This is a genomic window from Klebsiella sp. TF21-TM, assembly GCF_019753495.1.
Classification (GTDB): Bacteria; Pseudomonadota; Gammaproteobacteria; order Enterobacterales; family Enterobacteriaceae; genus Klebsiella; species Klebsiella quasipneumoniae.
On record NZ_JAIJYL010000003.1, the window covers coordinates 191796 to 208264 of the forward strand.

Below are 16469 nucleotides of genomic sequence, written 5' to 3' on the forward strand. Positions count from 1 at the left end.
GAGTAAGTTAGGCTCTGACCGTTTGCAAGCCGCTGCCACAAGATGATGGAACAATAAATACAACGTATGAAAAAACGTATTCCCAGCCTCCTGGCTACGATGATTGCCAGCGCCTTGTATAGCCAACAAGGCCTCGCTGCCGATCTCGCAACGCAATGTATGCTTGGCGTGCCAAGCTATGATCGTCCGCTCGTGGAAGGTCGGCCTGGCGATCTGCCGGTGACGATTAACGCCGATCATGCGAAGGGCAACTACCCGGACAACGCCGTCTTTACCGGCAACGTCGATATTAACCAGGGGAATAGCCGCCTCCGCGCCGACGAAGTTCAGCTGCATCAGCAGCAGGCCGCGGGCCAGGCGCAGCCGGTGCGCACGGTGGACGCGCTGGGCAACGTGCACTACGACGATAACCAGGTGATCCTCAAAGGGCCAAAAGCCTGGTCGAATCTGAATACCAAAGATACCAACGTCTGGCAGGGCGATTATCAAATGGTCGGACGCCAGGGACGCGGCACCGCTGACCTGATGAAACAGCGCGGCGAAAACCGCTATACCATTCTGGAAAACGGCAGCTTTACCTCCTGTCTGCCGGGCTCCGACACCTGGAGCGTCGTGGGCAGCGAAGTTATCCACGATCGCGAAGAGCAAGTTGCCGAGATCTGGAACGCCCGCTTCAAGCTTGGCTCCGTGCCGATTTTCTATAGCCCCTACCTGCAACTGCCGGTGGGCGATAAGCGTCGTTCAGGCTTCCTGATCCCGAACGCGAAATACAGCACCAAAAACGGCGTGGAATTCTCCCTGCCGTACTACTGGAACATCGCGCCAAACTTCGATGCCACTATCACCCCGCACTATATGAACAAGCGCGGCGGCGTGATGTGGGAAAACGAATTCCGCTATCTGACCCAGCTCGGCAGCGGCTTAACGGAGTTTGACTACCTGCCGTCAGATAAAGTCTACGAAGACGACCACTCCAGCGACAGCAACAGCCGCCGCTGGCTGTTCTACTGGAACCACTCCGGGGTTATCGATCAGGTGTGGCGTCTGAACGCTGACTACACCAAGGTCAGCGATCCTGACTACTTCAACGATTTCAGCTCGAAGTATGGTTCCAGTACCGACGGCTATGCGACGCAGAAATTCAGCGCCGGGTATGTCAATCAGAACTTTGACGCCACGGTCTCAACCAAGCAGTTCCAGGTCTTCGATCGGGAGTCGAGCAACTCCTACTCGGCTGAGCCGCAGCTCGACATCAACTACTACCAGAACGATGTCGGTCCGTTCGATACCCATCTGTACGGCCAGGTCGCCCATTTTGTTAACTCGAACAACAACATGCCGGAAGCGACCCGCGTTCACTTCGAACCGACGATCAACCTGCCGCTGTCCAACGGCTGGGGGAGTCTGAATACCGAAGCCAAGCTGCTGGCGACCCACTACCAGCAGAGCAATCTTGATAAGTACAACGCCGCCAACGGTACGGACTACAAAGAGTCCGTTAGCCGCGTGATGCCGCAGTTTAAAATCGACGGCAAAATGGTCTTTGAGCGCGACCTGCAGGAGGGATTCACCCAAACGCTGGAACCGCGCATGCAGTATCTGTACGTGCCGTACCGCGATCAGAGTGAAATCGGCAGCTACGACTCCACGCTGTTGCAGTCGGACTACACCGGCCTGTTCCGCGACCGTACCTATAGCGGTCTGGACCGCATCGCGTCGGCCAATCAGGTCACTACCGGTATCACCTCGCGCGTGTATGACGCCGCCGCGGTGGAACGTTTTAACATTTCCGTTGGTCAAATCTACTATTTCACCGAGTCACGCACCGGTGATGACAACATCAACTGGGAGAACAACGACACCACGGGTTCACTGGTATGGGCCGGCGACACCTACTGGCGCATTGCCGATAACTGGGGTCTGCGCGGCGGGATCCAGTATGATACGCGTCTGGATAACGTTGCAACCGGCAACGGCACCATTGAATACCGTCGCGATGAAAACCGCTTAGTCCAGCTTAACTATCGTTACGCCAGCCCGGAATATATTCAGGCCACGCTGCCGTCATATTCCACTGCGGCGCAATATAAAGAGGGTATCTCGCAGGTGGGGATGACCGCCAGCTGGCCGATCGTCGATCGCTGGTCCGTGGTCGGGGCCTACTACTACGATACTAATACCCGGAAAGCAGCAAACCAGATGTTGGGTGTCCAGTATAACTCCTGCTGCTACGCCATCCGTCTTGGCTACGAACGTAAAGTCAACGGTTGGGATAGCAACAACAATGGCGGCGAGAGCAAATACGACAACACCTTCGGAATCAATATCGAATTGCGCGGTCTGAGCTCTAATTACGGCCTCGGCACCCAGCAGATGCTGCGTTCGAACATTTTACCATACCAGAGCTCCCTGTGATGCGGCTGGTTTACAACATCATCCGCATTTGCGGTTAATCGAAATGGAAAAAGTATGAAGAACTGGAAAACGCTGCTTCTCGGTATCGCCATGATCGCGAATACCAGTTTCGCTGCCCCCCAGGTGGTCGATAAAGTAGCGGCCGTCGTCAATAATGGCGTCGTACTGGAAAGCGACGTCGATGGTTTGATGCAATCGGTTAAGCTCAATGCTGGTCAGGCTGGCCAACAGCTACCGGATGACGCGACCCTGCGCCATCAGATCCTCGAAAGACTGATCATGGACCAGATCGTGTTACAGATGGGGCAGAAGATGGGCGTGAAGGTCTCTGACGACCAGCTCGATCAGGCCATCGCCAACATCGCCAAACAAAACAATATGACCATGGATCAGATGCGCAGCCGTCTGGCCTATGAAGGCATCAACTACAACACCTACCGTAACCAGATCCGTAAAGAGATGCTGATTTCGGAAGTGCGTAACAATGAAGTGCGTCGTCGCATCACCGTGCTGCCGCAGGAAGTGGAAGCGCTGGCCAAACAGATCGGCGACCAGAACGACGCCAGCACCGAGCTTAACCTGAGCCACATCCTGCTCCCGCTGCCGGAGAACCCGACCTCTGATGAAGTCGCCGCGGCTCAGGAGCAAGCGAATGCCATCGTTGAGCAAGCACGCAACGGCGCCAACTTCGGTAAACTGGCGATCACCTACTCCGCCGACCAACAGGCGCTGAAGGGCGGCCAGATGGGTTGGGGTCGTATCCAGGAGCTGCCGGGCATTTTCGCCCAGGCGTTAAGCACCGCGAAGAAAGGGGATATCGTCGGTCCGATCCGTTCCGGCGTCGGCTTCCACATTCTGAAAGTGAATGACCTGCGCGGTGGGACCCAGAACATCTCCGTCACCGAAGTGCATGCCCGTCATATTCTGCTGAAGCCATCGCCAATCATGAACGATGCGCAGGCTCAGGCTAAGCTGGAGCAGATTGCCGCCGACATTAAGAGCGGGAAAACCACCTTCGCTAAAGCGGCGAAAGCGTATTCTGAAGATCCAGGCTCGGCGAACCAGGGCGGTGATTTAGGCTGGGCCACGCCGGATATCTTCGACCCGGCGTTCCGCGATGCGCTGATGCGTCTGAACAAAGGGCAGACCAGCGGACCGGTGCACTCCTCCTTCGGCTGGCATCTGATCGAACTGCTGGATAGCCGTCAGGTCGACAGAACCGACGCCGCGCAGAAAGATCGTGCTTACCGTATGCTGATGAACCGCAAATTCTCTGAAGAAGCGGCAACCTGGATGCAGGAACAGCGCGCCAGTGCGTATGTTAAAATTCTGAGCAACTAATATCGATGCCTGAAACCCGTAAAGTTGTTATCACTCCCGGCGAACCCGCCGGGATTGGCCCTGACCTGGTCGTGCAGCTTGCCCAGCGCGACTGGCCAGTTGAGCTGGTGATCTGCGCCGACGGCGCCCTGTTAACTGACCGAGCCCAGAGGCTCGGTCTTCCTTTATCTCTCCTGCCATACGATGCTGCGCAACCGCCCGTTCCGCAGCGTGCCGGTACGCTGACGCTGCTTAACGTACCGCTGAGCGTCCCGGCGGAGCCCGGCGTGCTGAACGTACAAAACGGCGCCTACGTAGTCGAGACGCTGGCGCGCGCCTGCGACGGCTGCCTGAGCGGCGAATTTGCGGCGTTAGTGACCGGCCCGGTGCACAAAGGCAACATCAACGACGCCGGCATCGCCTTCACCGGTCATACCGAGTTCTTCGAAGAGCGCGCGCAGGCCAGCAAAGTGGTGATGATGCTGGCGACCGAGGAGCTGCGGGTGGCGCTTGTGACGACCCATCTGCCGTTGAAAGCCATCAGCGAGGCGATAACGCCCGACCTGCTGCGCGAGATCATCACGATTCTCGATCACGACCTGCGCACGAAATTTGGCATTGCTCAGCCGCATGTGCTGGTTTGCGGGCTTAACCCGCACGCTGGCGAAGGCGGTCATATGGGAACGGAAGAGATTGACACCATCATTCCGGTGCTGGAAGAGATGCGCGCGAAGGGGATGCACCTCAGCGGTCCGCTGCCGGCTGACACCCTTTTCCAGCCCAAATACCTTGACCATGCCGATGCGGTACTCGCGATGTACCACGATCAGGGCCTGCCCGTGCTAAAATACCAGGGCTTTGGCCGCGGCGTGAACATTACGCTCGGTTTACCTTTTATTCGTACCTCCGTCGACCACGGCACCGCGCTGGAATTAGCGGGCCAGGGAACAGCGGACGTCGGCAGTTTTATCACGGCGCTTAATCTCGCCATCAAAATGATTGTTAATATCCAATGAATAATCGAGTCCATCAGGGCCATTTAGCCCGTAAACGCTTCGGGCAGAACTTCCTCAACGATCAGTTTGTGATCGACAGCATCGTCTCGGCGATTAATCCGCAGAAAGGCCAGGCGATGGTTGAAATCGGCCCCGGTCTCGCCGCGCTGACCGAGCCGGTCGGTGAACGCCTTGACCAGCTGACCGTTATCGAGCTGGACCGCGATCTGGCGGCCCGCCTGCAGACGCATCCGTTCCTCGGGCCGAAGCTGACCATCTATCAGCAGGATGCGATGACCATGAACTTCGGCGAACTGGCGGAGAAAATGGGTCAGCCGCTGCGCGTCTTCGGCAACCTGCCGTACAATATTTCGACCCCGCTGATGTTCCATCTGTTCAGCTATACTGATGCCATTGCCGATATGCACTTTATGCTGCAGAAGGAAGTGGTGAATCGTCTGGTTGCCGGACCGAACAGTAAGGCGTATGGTCGGTTAAGCGTGATGGCGCAATATTATTGCCAGGTGATCCCGGTACTCGAAGTGCCGCCGAGCGCGTTTACCCCGCCGCCTAAGGTCGATTCCGCGGTGGTCCGCCTGGTGCCGCACAGCACGATGCCATATCCGGTCAAAGAGATCCGGGTGTTGAGCCGCATCACCACCGAAGCGTTCAACCAGCGCCGCAAGACCATCCGCAACAGTCTCGGCAATCTGTTCAGCGTGGACGTGCTGACCGAGCTGGGCATCGACCCGGCCATGCGTGCAGAAAATATTTCCGTGGCGCAGTACTGCCAGATGGCCAACTGGCTGTCTGACAATCTGCCATCGAAGGAGAGCTAACCATGATCAATTCGCCTCGTGTTTGCGTTCAGGTGCAAAGCGTCTATATCGAATCGCAGTCTTCTCCGGAAGAAGAGCGCTACGTCTTCGCTTATACCGTCACCATTCGCAATCTGGGGCGGAGTCAGGTTCAGCTGCTTGGCCGCTACTGGCTCATCACTAACGGCCACGGTCGTGAGACTGAAGTTCAGGGTGAAGGGGTGGTCGGCGAGCAACCGCATATTCCCGCCGGCGGTGAATATCAATATACCAGCGGCGCGGTCATTGAAACGCCGCTGGGAACCATGCAGGGTCATTATGAGATGATCGATATCGACGGCGCGCCGTTCCGTATCGAGATCCCTGTTTTCCGTCTCGCAGTTCCAACGCTCATTCATTAAAACAATGTCAACATACCTTATTGGCGACGTTCACGGTTGCTACGATGAACTGATCGCATTATTAGCGCAGGTTGAATTCGACCCGGCGATCGATACGCTGTGGCTGACCGGCGATCTGGTGGCCCGTGGCCCGGGGTCGCTGGAGGTTCTGCGCTATGTCAAATCTCTGGGCGACAGCGTGCGACTGGTGCTGGGCAATCATGATTTACACCTGCTGGCGGTCTTCGCCGGCATCAGCCGCAACAAGCCGAAAGATCGTCTGAAATCACTGCTGGAAGCACCGGATGCCGATGAGCTCCTCAACTGGCTGCGTCGTCAGCCGCTACTCCAGGTGGACGAAGAGAAAAAGCTGGTGATGGCCCACGCCGGCATCACCCCGCAGTGGGATCTGGAGACTGCCCAGCAGTGCGCACGCGATGTAGAAGCGGTGCTCTCCAGCGACTCCTACCCTTTCTTCCTCGATGCCATGTACGGCGACATGCCGAATCACTGGAGCAACGAGCTGAGCGGCCTGGCGCGCCTGCGCTTTATCTCTAACGCCTTCACCCGCATGCGCTACTGCTTCCCGAACGGCCAGCTGGATATGTACTCGAAAGAAGCGCCCGAGGACGCCCCGGCGCCGCTGAAGCCGTGGTTTGCCATTCCGGGACCGGTCAGCAGTGCCTACAGCATTGCCTTTGGCCACTGGGCGTCGCTGGAGGGACGCGGTACGCCGGAGGGCATTTACGCGCTGGATACCGGCTGCTGCTGGGGGGGGGAACTCACCTGCCTGCGCTGGGAGGATAAGCAGTACTTTACCCAGCCGTCGAACCGGCAGAAAAGCCTCGACGAAGGCGAAGCCGTCGCGTCCTGAAGAAACAGGCGCCGTCCCCCAGGCCCGCGCAAGCGCAGCGCCGCCGGGCAAGAACTGCGGGCGCGGAGCCTCGTTTGTGTCGGGTGGCGTCTAACGCCTTACCCGACCTACGTTTACGTGCCATTTGTCATCCCGGGCAGCGCTCCGGAAAAACGCACCCCGCGACGGGAAACCTGGCGTAGAAAAAATAGTGGCAGCGGCATCCGCGCTGAATTCACGCCAAAGAAAACCCCGGTCACGCCAGACGCGACCGGGGTTTTTTCATTGCTATCCTTCCCGCTTAACGGCGTTCGAGGATCTCAAAGCAGTAGCTGTGGGAGTTCTGCGCGTCGGCGTCATGAAACTCGCTGAACACCGATTCCCACTGGTCCGGATCGTAATCCGGGAAATGAGTATCGCCTTCCACTTCCGCATCGATATGGGTCAGATAGAGCTTCTGCGCCTTCGGCAGGAACTGCTCATAAACCCGACCACCGCCGATCACCATGATCTCTTCCACATCGCCGCAGGCGGCAATCGCTTCGTCAACGGAGGAGACCCACTGCACGCGATCGTCGCTGCCTGGCTTGCTGCTGATCACGATATTTTTACGCCCCGGCAACGGGCGCCCAATGGATTCCCAGGTCAGACGCCCCATCACTACCGGCTTATTTAATGTGTTGCGTTTGAACCAGGCGAGATCGGCAGGCAGGTTCCATGGCATGGCGTTTTCCATACCAATGACGCGATCTACCGCTAACGCCGCAATCAGACTGATCATTCATTCATTCCTGAGTACAAAAAATTGTCGCCACTATACGGAAAGCGTACAACTTCGTCGACTGGCCGGAGGGTAAAGAATAAGAAAATTTTCTGATTTGCTGGCAAGCCCACGTTCGTGCCGTGGGCCGCCAGAACAGGATCCAAACGAAAACAAAATGTTACTGATTAACGTCAGGCGGAGGGCTTATTTTCCGGCTCATCGGCGATATCCCCGGTGTGCCTGCCCTCTTCCGTCCCCTGCCAGCCGTGACGCTGCACCAGCGACAGATGATGACGATCTTCGTTGATGATGCCGGTCAGCATATCGCTGGTCCGCTTGAAGACCGCCACCCGCGACGCCGCATCATTTTCCGCCATCGCCACCATCTCTTCGACCATCTGCAGGTTGAAGCGACGGAACAGATCGGCCCGCTCGCGCGCTTCATACGCGCCGAGCCCCAGCGCCTCCAGCGTCATCCGGCCGGATTTCAGCGCCGCCTCGAAGGTTTCACGCTCCGGGGCTTCGACGCCAGCCTGACGCAGCTGGATATAGTGATCGACATCGCGGGCGCGGGAGATAATCTGCAGATGCGGAAAATGCTCTTTTACCCTCGCCACCAGCTCCAGGCTGACGTGCGGATCGTCAATGGCATTGATCAGCACCTCCGCCTTTTCGGCGCCAGCCGACTCCAGCAGATCGACCCGGGTGGCATCGCCGTAGAAGACCTTCATATCAAATTTGCGCAGGGTATCGACATGGTCCGGGTCGTGATCGAGGATCACCATCTTCACCCCGCTGGAGAGCAGCAGTCGCCCGGCGATCTGCCCGAAGCGGCCAAAGCCGGCGACAATCACCCGCGGCTGCTCTTCATCAATCTCGTCCGCATCCCGCGCCTGGCCGCTGGACGATTTCTCCAGACGGGTCAGCAGCACCAGCAGGATGGGGGTTGCCGCCATCGACAGCGCCACCGCCAGGGTCAGCGCCTTTGCCCATTCGCCGTCCAGCACCTCCGCCATCCGCGCGGCGCCAAAGACCACAAACGCGAACTCACTCCCCTGCCCCAGCAGCACCGCAAACCAGCGGCGCTGGGCGCGAGGCACGCCAAGCGGTCTGGCGATAAGCCACAGCATCAGCATTTTTATCGCCAGGAAACCCACCAGCAAAATCACAATACGCAGCGGGTGGGTAACCAGGGTGCCGAAATCAATCGACATCCCGACGCCGATAAAGAACAGCCCCAGCAGCAGGCCCTTAAACGGCTCAATATCGCTCTCCAGCGCATGGCGATACTCGGAGCTGGCCAGCAGCACCCCGGCGAGAAACGCCCCCATCGCCATCGACAGCCCCACCTCTTCCAGCAACAGCCCAAAGCCGAAGACCAGGAACAGGGCCACGGCGCTGAACACTTCGCGCAGACCGGAACGGGCGACAAAGCGCAGCAGCGGACGGGTCAGATAGCGCCCCAGAACCACCACCAGCGCCAGCGCCGCGGCCACCTTCAGCGCGGAGAGGGCAAAAGCCATCAGCGAAGTGGCGCCGCCGCTGGCCGCCAGCAGCGGGATCATCGCCACCAGCGGGATCGCCGCGATATCCTGGAACAGCAGCACCGCGAAGGCGCTGCGCCCCATCTGCGACATCGTCAAATTGCGCTCATTCATCGCCTGCATGGCGATAGCGGTTGAGGAGAGCGCCAGGGTCATACCGATCAGCTCGGCCACCTGCCAGCGCAGGCCCAGCAGCATGCAAAAGAGGCCGATCAAAACCCCACAGGCCACCATCTGCAGCGCGCCGCCGCCAAACACCGAAGCGCGCAGCTTCCACAGACGCTGCGGATCCAGCTCCAGACCAATGACGAACAGCATCAGCACCACGCCAATCTCGGCAAAGTGCAGAATAGCCTCGGCGTCGGTCACCAGCCGCAGCCCCCACGGCCCGATAATACAGCCGGCGATGAGATAGCCCAGCACCGACCCAAGCCCAAGGCGGACGGCGATGGGCACAATCAGCGCCGCGGCGCCCAGGTAAATCAGCGCCTGTATCAGCGTATGGCTATCCATTCTGATGTGCCTCCTGCCAGTCGATTAAGCGTTGACGATAATGGCGGGCCTGCGCCTGCAGCGTTTCGTCATCGCAGATAAAGGTGCAGTGCATGGCGAATGGCGGCAGCCATTTCATCCCGCAGTAAAGCGCGGTGGCCTGCAGCGGCTGCGCCAGCACCGGAAAACCGGGAAACGAACCGATATCAAAGTGGCTTTCACCGCCGCCGGTGGTCACCGCCCACATCAGCGATTTACCACGCAGCGCAATACCGTTATGGCCATAGGCCCAGCCGTGCGACAGCACTTTGTCCATCCACAGCTTCAGCAGCGGCGGCACGCTATACCACTGCATCGGGTGCTGCCAGATAACCAGATCGGCACGGGCGAGCGCCGCCTGCTCGGCGGCGACATCGATATTAAAGTCGGGATAGAGTTGATAAAGGGAGCGTATCTCTACGCCTTCAAGCGTCCCTGCTTGTTCAAGCATTCGCTTATTCGCATGAGAATGCTGCGGATAAGGATGCGCATAAATTATCAGAATCATTGATTGGCCTGCGTTAGCTCTTGTCGTAATCAGCAAGAGTGTAGACAGTTAAGCGAACCGCTTACAATGATAACTGTGATTTATGTCGCGGTGGTGTACGTAACGCGCGCCTGAATGGAAAACGTCAGGCCTTAATTATCCAGCTCATCCATGGATTTCACCTGATCGCGGTTAATCTGCTCCACGCGTCCGGTTTCGGCATTTTTGTAGGAGACCAGACCGGTATCATCATCCACCTGCGGTTTACCGCTGGTGACAATGGTCTTGCCGTCGGTGGTTTTGATCGACTGATTCGATGAGCAACCGGCCACGAACATGATTGCCGTCGCTGCCAGCGCGGATGCCACCAGAATATTGTTCCGCATTGTATCCTCCTGTCTTTTCATCAATAGGTATCGTTATGGTGCTAACTATAGTTAGCCTGACCCGACAGGGGGTTAAAAGCAGAACTCTCTGAAGATGGCCGCAGCCCAAAAAAATGGGCTGACGATGTCGTCAGCCCAGGTTTGTTGCTATCCGGCCAGGCCGGAGCGCTTATTTGGTGATTTGCGCGTGCATTTCCTGAACCGAAATCACCTTGTCGGTGGCGTCAGCGTTCAGCGCCATCGCGGTGGCAAAGCCGCCGTTCAGGGTGGTGTCATAGTGCACTTTGTACTGCAGGGCGCTGCGGCGAATCAGCTTGGAGTCTTCAATCGCCTGACGACCTGCGGTGGTGTTGATGATGTAGGTGTATTCGCCATTCTTGATACGGTCCTGAATGTGCGGACGACCTTCATGCACCTTGTTCACCAGACGCGGGTTGATGCCGGCTTCGCCCAGCACAATCGCGGTACCGTGGGTTGCATCCAGCTCGAAACCAAACTTCAGCAGCTTCGCCGCCAGGTCGACCACGCGCTCTTTGTCGCCTTCGCGGACGGAGAGCAGCGCGCGCCCCTGTTTCTTCATGGTCGAGTTGCTGCCCAGCTGCGCCTTGGCGAACGCTTCGGCAAAGGTGCGACCGACGCCCATCACTTCCCCGGTGGAGCGCATTTCTGGCCCTAACAGCGGGTCAACGCCCGGGAATTTGTTGAACGGCAGAACCACCTCTTTCACCGAGTAGTACGGCGGGATGATCTCTTTGGTCACGCCCTGCTGCGCCAGCGTCTTACCGGCCATCACGCGCGCCGCCACTTTCGCCAGCGGTACGCCGGTGGCTTTGGAGACGAACGGCACGGTACGCGCTGCACGCGGGTTGACTTCAATCAGATAGACTTCGTTATCTTTCACCGCGAACTGGACGTTCATCAGACCGCGAACCTGCAGCTCGAAGGCCAGCTTCTGCACCTGCTCGCGCATCACATCCTGAATCTCTTTGCTCAGGGTGTAGGCTGGCAGGGAACAGGCGGAGTCGCCGGAGTGAACGCCTGCCTGCTCGATATGCTCCATGATGCCGCCAATCAGCACCATTTCACCATCGCAGATAGCATCAACATCCACTTCAATCGCGTCGTCGAGGAAGCGGTCCAGCAGCACCGGCGCGTCGTTGGAGACGCTGACCGCAGTCTGGAAGTAGCGGCGCAGATCCTGCTCGTCATAGACGATCTCCATCGCCCGGCCGCCCAGCACGTAAGACGGACGCACCACCAGCGGGTAGCCAATCTCTTTCGCTTTCTCTACCGCCTGTTCAATGGCGGTGACGGTGGCGTTCGCCGGCTGCTTCAGCTTCAGACGGTCAACCGCGTGCTGGAAGCGCTCACGGTCTTCCGCACGGTCGATAGCGTCCGGGCTGGTGCCGATAACCGGTACGCCTGCGGCTTCCAGGGCGCGCGCCAGCTTCAGCGGCGTCTGGCCGCCGTACTGCACGATAACGCCTTTTGGCTTCTCGATACGCACGATTTCCAGCACGTCTTCCAGGGTGACCGGCTCGAAGTACAGACGGTCGGAAGTGTCGTAGTCAGTAGAGACGGTTTCCGGGTTACAGTTGACCATGATGGTCTCGTAACCGTCTTCGCGCAGCGCCAGCGAGGCGTGTACGCAGCAGTAGTCGAATTCGATACCCTGACCGATACGGTTCGGGCCGCCGCCGAGGACCATGATTTTATCGCGGTCAACGGACGGGTTGGACTCGCACTCTTCTTCATAAGTGGAGTACATATAGGCGGTATCGGTGGCGAATTCCGCGGCGCAGGTGTCCACGCGCTTGTAGACCGGGTGCAGATCATACTGGTCGCGCAGTTTGCGGATTTCCGCTTCCCGCACGCCCGCCAGCTTCGCCAGACGCGCATCGGCAAAGCCTTTACGCTTCAGGGTGCGCAGGAAGTCAGCGTCGAGGCCGTTGATGCCCACTTCCGCCACTTTCTCTTCCAGACGGACCAGCTCTTCAATCTGCACCAGGAACCAGCGGTCGATGTTGGTCAGGTTGAAGACGCCGTCAACCGAGAGGCCCGCGCGGAACGCGTCGGCGATGTACCAGATACGCTCAGCGCCGGCGTCTTTCAGTTCGCGGCGGATTTTAGTCAGCGCTTCCGGATCGTCAAGGCTCACTTTCGGATCGAAGCCAGTGGCGCCCACTTCCAGACCGCGCAGCGCTTTCTGCAAGGACTCCTGCTGGGTACGGCCAATCGCCATCACTTCGCCGACGGACTTCATCTGGGTGGTCAGACGGTCGTTGGCGCCGGCGAATTTTTCGAAGTTAAAGCGTGGGATTTTCGTGACCACATAGTCGATGGACGGCTCGAAGGAAGCCGGGGTACGGCCGCCGGTGATGTCGTTCATCAGCTCGTCGAGGGTGTAACCTACCGCCAGCTTGGCGGCCACTTTAGCAATCGGGAAGCCGGTGGCTTTGGAGGCCAGCGCCGAGGAGCGGGAAACGCGCGGGTTCATTTCGATAACGATCAGGCGACCGTTTTTCGGGTTGACCGCGAACTGAACGTTAGAGCCGCCGGTTTCGACGCCGATTTCACGCAGCACCGCCATCGAGGCGTTACGCATGATTTGGTACTCTTTGTCGGTCAGGGTCTGCGCCGGCGCAACGGTGATGGAGTCACCGGTGTGGATCCCCATGGCGTCGAAGTTTTCGATAGAGCAGACGATGATGCAGTTGTCGTTCTTATCGCGCACCACTTCCATCTCATACTCTTTCCAGCCGATCAGCGATTCATCAATCAGCAGCTCGTTGGTGGGAGAGAGATCCAGGCCGCGGGTACAAATCTCTTCGAACTCTTCGCGGTTATAGGCGATGCCGCCGCCGGTGCCGCCCATCGTGAACGACGGACGGATGATGCACGGATAGCCGACGTCAGCCGCTACCGCCAGCGCCTCTTCCATCGTGTGGGCGATACCGGAACGCGCGGTGTCGAGACCGATTTTTTTCATCGCGATATCGAAACGGCGACGGTCTTCGGCCTTGTCAATCGCATCGGCGGTGGCGCCAATCATGGTCACGCCGAATTCAGCCAGCACCCCCTGACGCTCCAGCTCCAGCGCGCAGTTCAGCGCCGTCTGGCCGCCCATGGTCGGCAGCACCGCGTCCGGGCGCTCTTTTTCGATGATTTTACGCACCACTTCCCAGTGAATCGGCTCGATGTAGGTGGCATCGGCCATTTCCGGGTCGGTCATGATGGTCGCCGGGTTAGAGTTCACCAGGATAACGCGGTAGCCCTCTTCGCGCAGGGCTTTACAGGCCTGGGCGCCGGAGTAGTCAAACTCGCACGCCTGACCGATAACAATCGGGCCCGCGCCCAGAATCAGGATACTTTTTATGTCTGTACGTTTTGGCATGGCTCTTTAACTCCTGATTATTTCGCGGACTGACGGTATTGCTCAATTAACTCGATAAAGTGGTCGAACAGCGGCGCGGCATCGTGCGGCCCCGGGCTCGCTTCAGGGTGGCCCTGGAAGCTGAACGCCGGCTTGTCGGTGCGATGGATCCCCTGCAGGGTGCCGTCGAACAGCGACTTGTGGGTCACGCGCAGGTTGGCCGGCAGCGTCGCCTCATCCACGGCGAAACCGTGGTTCTGGGCGGTGATCATCACCACGTTATTATCAATATCTTTCACCGGGTGGTTGCCGCCGTGGTGGCCGAACTTCATCTTAATGGTCTTGGCGCCGCTCGCCAGCGCCAACAGCTGATGGCCGAGGCAGATGCCGAACACCGGAATATCGGTCTCCAGGAATTTTTCAATCGCGTCGATAGCGTAATCACACGGCGCCGGGTCGCCAGGACCGTTGGAGAGGAAAATGCCGTCCGGATTGAGCGCCAGCACATCCGCCGCCGAAGTCTTCGCCGGCACCACCGTCAGGCGGCAGCCGCGGTCAACCAGCATGCGCAGGATGTTGCGTTTCGCGCCGAAGTCATACGCGACGACGTGGAACGGCAGCTCGCTTTCCGCTTTCGCTTCCGGCAGGTCGCCCGCCAGGGTCCAGCTGCCTTGCGTCCAGCTGTAGGTTTCTGCGGTGGTCACTTCTTTCGCCAGGTCCATGCCGTTCAGGCCAGGGAACGCTTTCGCTTTTTCCAGCGCCAGCTGGGCATCCGGACTGTCGCCCGCGATGATGCAGCCGTTCTGCGCCCCTTTCTCACGCAGCAGACGCGTCAGCTTGCGGGTATCGATATCGGCAATCGCCACGATGTTATGGCGCTTCAGATAGGAAGAGAGGTCTTCGGTACTGCGGAAGTTGCTGGCAATCAGCGGCAGGTCGCGAATAACCAGACCCTGAGCATGTACCTGAGAAGATTCTTCATCGGCGGCGTTGGTGCCGACATTACCAATATGAGGATAAGTAAGAGTGACGATTTGGCGGGAATAGGAAGGATCAGTGAGGATTTCTTGATAACCGGTCATTGAAGTATTGAAAACGACTTCCCCAACCGCCGTGCCGGTTGCCCCGATGGCCCGACCGTGAAACTGGGTTCCGTCTTCCAGAACCAATAGCGCTGACTTAATCAAAACATCCTCCAGAGAATATCCACTCACTTTATTTGCATATTAATTCATAAACACGATCTGAATCAATGCAAATCTGTTGCCCGCAGATTTTTGGCAAACGGCGGCATTCTGGAGAGATGTCGGATAAAAGTCAACTTAAAGCGGAGATTTTTAATGTCATTTTACGCCACTGGCGCATAACACGTGATTTTTACGCCAAAAAGATCAACAAACCTGGCTGAGAAAACGCTTGCGGACGGCGAAGAGTGTAAAACCTGGCGCTGAACGGCAAAAAAGTGGACCAAATGGTCAAAATTTACATTTCGTTCACTAAAAATCCGAACTACATCCAAACTTATAGCCTTCTCAGATGAAAAATAAACAAAAACAGCTAAAAATAAAAAAGGGCAACAAAATATTGCCCCTTGCATCAATAACTTATTGATAGCAATAACCACATCACGATGGGTAATAATCGTTATAAACTATTCAGTTCCAGCACGTCGCGCATATCAAAGAGGCCATTTTTCTTGCCCTTCAGCCACAATGCAGAGCGAACCGCGCCATTAGCAAATGTCATCCGACTGGAGGCTTTATGGGTGATCTCAATACGTTCGCCAATATCAGCAAACATCGCTGTATGTTCACCGACGATATCCCCCGCGCGGACGGTCGCGAAGCCAATGGTGCCCGGGACGCGTTCGCCAGTGTGGCCTTCACGACTGTAGACCGCGCAGTCCTTGAGATCTTTGTTCAATGCCCCGGCGATCGCTTCGCCCATCGCCAGCGCGGTGCCTGACGGCGCATCCACTTTATGCCGATGGTGCGCTTCGATAATTTCGATGTCGGTGTAGTCGCCCATCACCTTCGCCGCCTTCTCCAGCAGCTTTAACAGAACATTGACGCCGACGCTAAAGTTAGCGGCAAAGACAATGGCAATCTCCTGCGCGGCATCGCTAATCGCCTGCTTGCCAGCGTCGTCAAAACCGGTGGTGCCGATGACCATCCCTTTGCCGTGGTCGCGGCAAAACGCCAGATGGTTCAGCGTGCCTTCCGGGCGGGTAAAATCGATCAACACGTCGAAATCATCTTTTACCGCCGTCAGGCTGCTCTGCACCGTGACGCCCGCTTTGCCGGCGCCCGCCAGCTCGCCGGCGTCGCTGCCCACCAGGCTGGATCCTTCACGCTCCAGCGCCGCGCCCAGCGCCACTCCATCCATCTGCAGCGCAGCCTGAATTAACTGGCGTCCCATCCGGCCGCCCGCGCCGGCGATGGCCACGCGGATTTGTGCATCATGCATAGCTATTCTCTTTTGTTAACATTACGTAAATTGTTTTCAGAGTAACCAGCCCGTCAGCGGGCCGCTACTCAAAAACGCCGATAATTAGAAATTTATGACAAACGGCGGACGATATCAGTAAAAACTATATGATTGTGC

At 57.8% G+C, this 16469-nt stretch carries 13 protein-coding genes; 6 read left to right on the plus strand and 7 right to left on the minus strand.

Annotated elements, in window-relative coordinates; genetic code table 11:
- Positions 1-66: 66 nt before the first annotated feature.
- Genes lptD through apaH form a run of 6 tightly spaced genes read left to right on the plus strand, consistent with a single transcriptional unit; the run spans position 67 to position 6802 of the window.
- Positions 67-2415 carry an LPS assembly protein LptD gene (lptD, locus tag K5R89_RS04415; RefSeq protein WP_032429098.1) on the plus strand — a complete coding sequence of 783 codons (2349 nt, stop codon included), beginning with the start codon at positions 67-69 and terminating at the stop codon, positions 2413-2415.
- 54 nt (positions 2416-2469) lie between these two features.
- The gene (gene surA, locus K5R89_RS04420; protein WP_023291952.1) at positions 2470-3756 is read left to right on the plus strand and encodes a peptidylprolyl isomerase SurA; all 1287 of its coding nucleotides are present in this window, start codon (positions 2470-2472) and stop codon (positions 3754-3756) included.
- A 5-nt stretch (positions 3757-3761) separates the two neighbouring features.
- Positions 3762-4751, plus strand: a complete 990-nt coding sequence (gene pdxA, locus K5R89_RS04425; protein WP_087827539.1) for a 4-hydroxythreonine-4-phosphate dehydrogenase PdxA — start codon at positions 3762-3764, stop codon at positions 4749-4751.
- Positions 4748-5569, plus strand: coding sequence for a 16S rRNA (adenine(1518)-N(6)/adenine(1519)-N(6))-dimethyltransferase RsmA (gene rsmA / locus K5R89_RS04430; protein WP_023291950.1), 822 nt, complete (start codon positions 4748-4750; stop codon positions 5567-5569). Before pdxA ends, rsmA begins: the two co-directional genes overlap by 4 nt.
- 2 nt (positions 5570-5571) lie before the next feature.
- Positions 5572-5949 carry a Co2+/Mg2+ efflux protein ApaG gene (gene apaG, locus K5R89_RS04435; protein WP_004204274.1) on the plus strand — a complete coding sequence of 126 codons (378 nt, stop codon included), beginning with the start codon at positions 5572-5574 and terminating at the stop codon, positions 5947-5949.
- A gap of 4 nt (positions 5950-5953) precedes the next feature.
- On the plus strand, positions 5954-6802 hold the full coding sequence (apaH, locus tag K5R89_RS04440; protein WP_023291949.1) for a bis(5'-nucleosyl)-tetraphosphatase (symmetrical) ApaH: 849 nt from the start codon (positions 5954-5956) through the stop codon (positions 6800-6802).
- Positions 6803-7082: 280 nt separating this feature from the next.
- Here the strand turns inward: apaH and folA are convergent, their stop codons facing one another.
- The 7 genes from folA to dapB form a co-directional block, all read right to left on the minus strand.
- Positions 7083-7562, minus strand: a complete 480-nt coding sequence (folA, locus tag K5R89_RS04445; RefSeq protein ID WP_004204271.1) for a type 3 dihydrofolate reductase — start codon at positions 7560-7562, stop codon at positions 7083-7085.
- Positions 7563-7735: 173 nt separating this feature from the next.
- On the minus strand, positions 7736-9601 hold the full coding sequence (gene kefC / locus K5R89_RS04450) for a glutathione-regulated potassium-efflux system protein KefC (protein ID WP_023291948.1): 1866 nt from the start codon (positions 9599-9601) through the stop codon (positions 7736-7738).
- Positions 9594-10127, minus strand: coding sequence for a glutathione-regulated potassium-efflux system oxidoreductase KefF (gene kefF / locus K5R89_RS04455; protein WP_004204269.1), 534 nt, complete (start codon positions 10125-10127; stop codon positions 9594-9596). Before kefF ends, kefC begins: the two co-directional genes overlap by 8 nt.
- A gap of 131 nt (positions 10128-10258) precedes the next feature.
- Positions 10259-10492, minus strand: a complete 234-nt coding sequence (locus tag K5R89_RS04460; RefSeq protein ID WP_002888059.1) for a YgdI/YgdR family lipoprotein — start codon at positions 10490-10492, stop codon at positions 10259-10261.
- 169 nt (positions 10493-10661) lie between these two features.
- Positions 10662-13886, minus strand: coding sequence for a carbamoyl-phosphate synthase large subunit (gene carB, locus K5R89_RS04465; RefSeq protein ID WP_004204267.1), 3225 nt, complete (start codon positions 13884-13886; stop codon positions 10662-10664).
- A 17-nt stretch (positions 13887-13903) separates the two neighbouring features.
- The gene (carA, locus tag K5R89_RS04470; RefSeq protein ID WP_023291945.1) at positions 13904-15052 is read right to left on the minus strand and encodes a glutamine-hydrolyzing carbamoyl-phosphate synthase small subunit; all 1149 of its coding nucleotides are present in this window, start codon (positions 15050-15052) and stop codon (positions 13904-13906) included.
- A gap of 457 nt (positions 15053-15509) precedes the next feature.
- A complete protein-coding gene (gene dapB, locus K5R89_RS04475; RefSeq protein ID WP_023291944.1) occupies positions 15510-16331 on the minus strand; it encodes a 4-hydroxy-tetrahydrodipicolinate reductase in 822 nt (273 codons plus the stop codon).
- Positions 16332-16469: the final 138 nt, after the last annotated feature.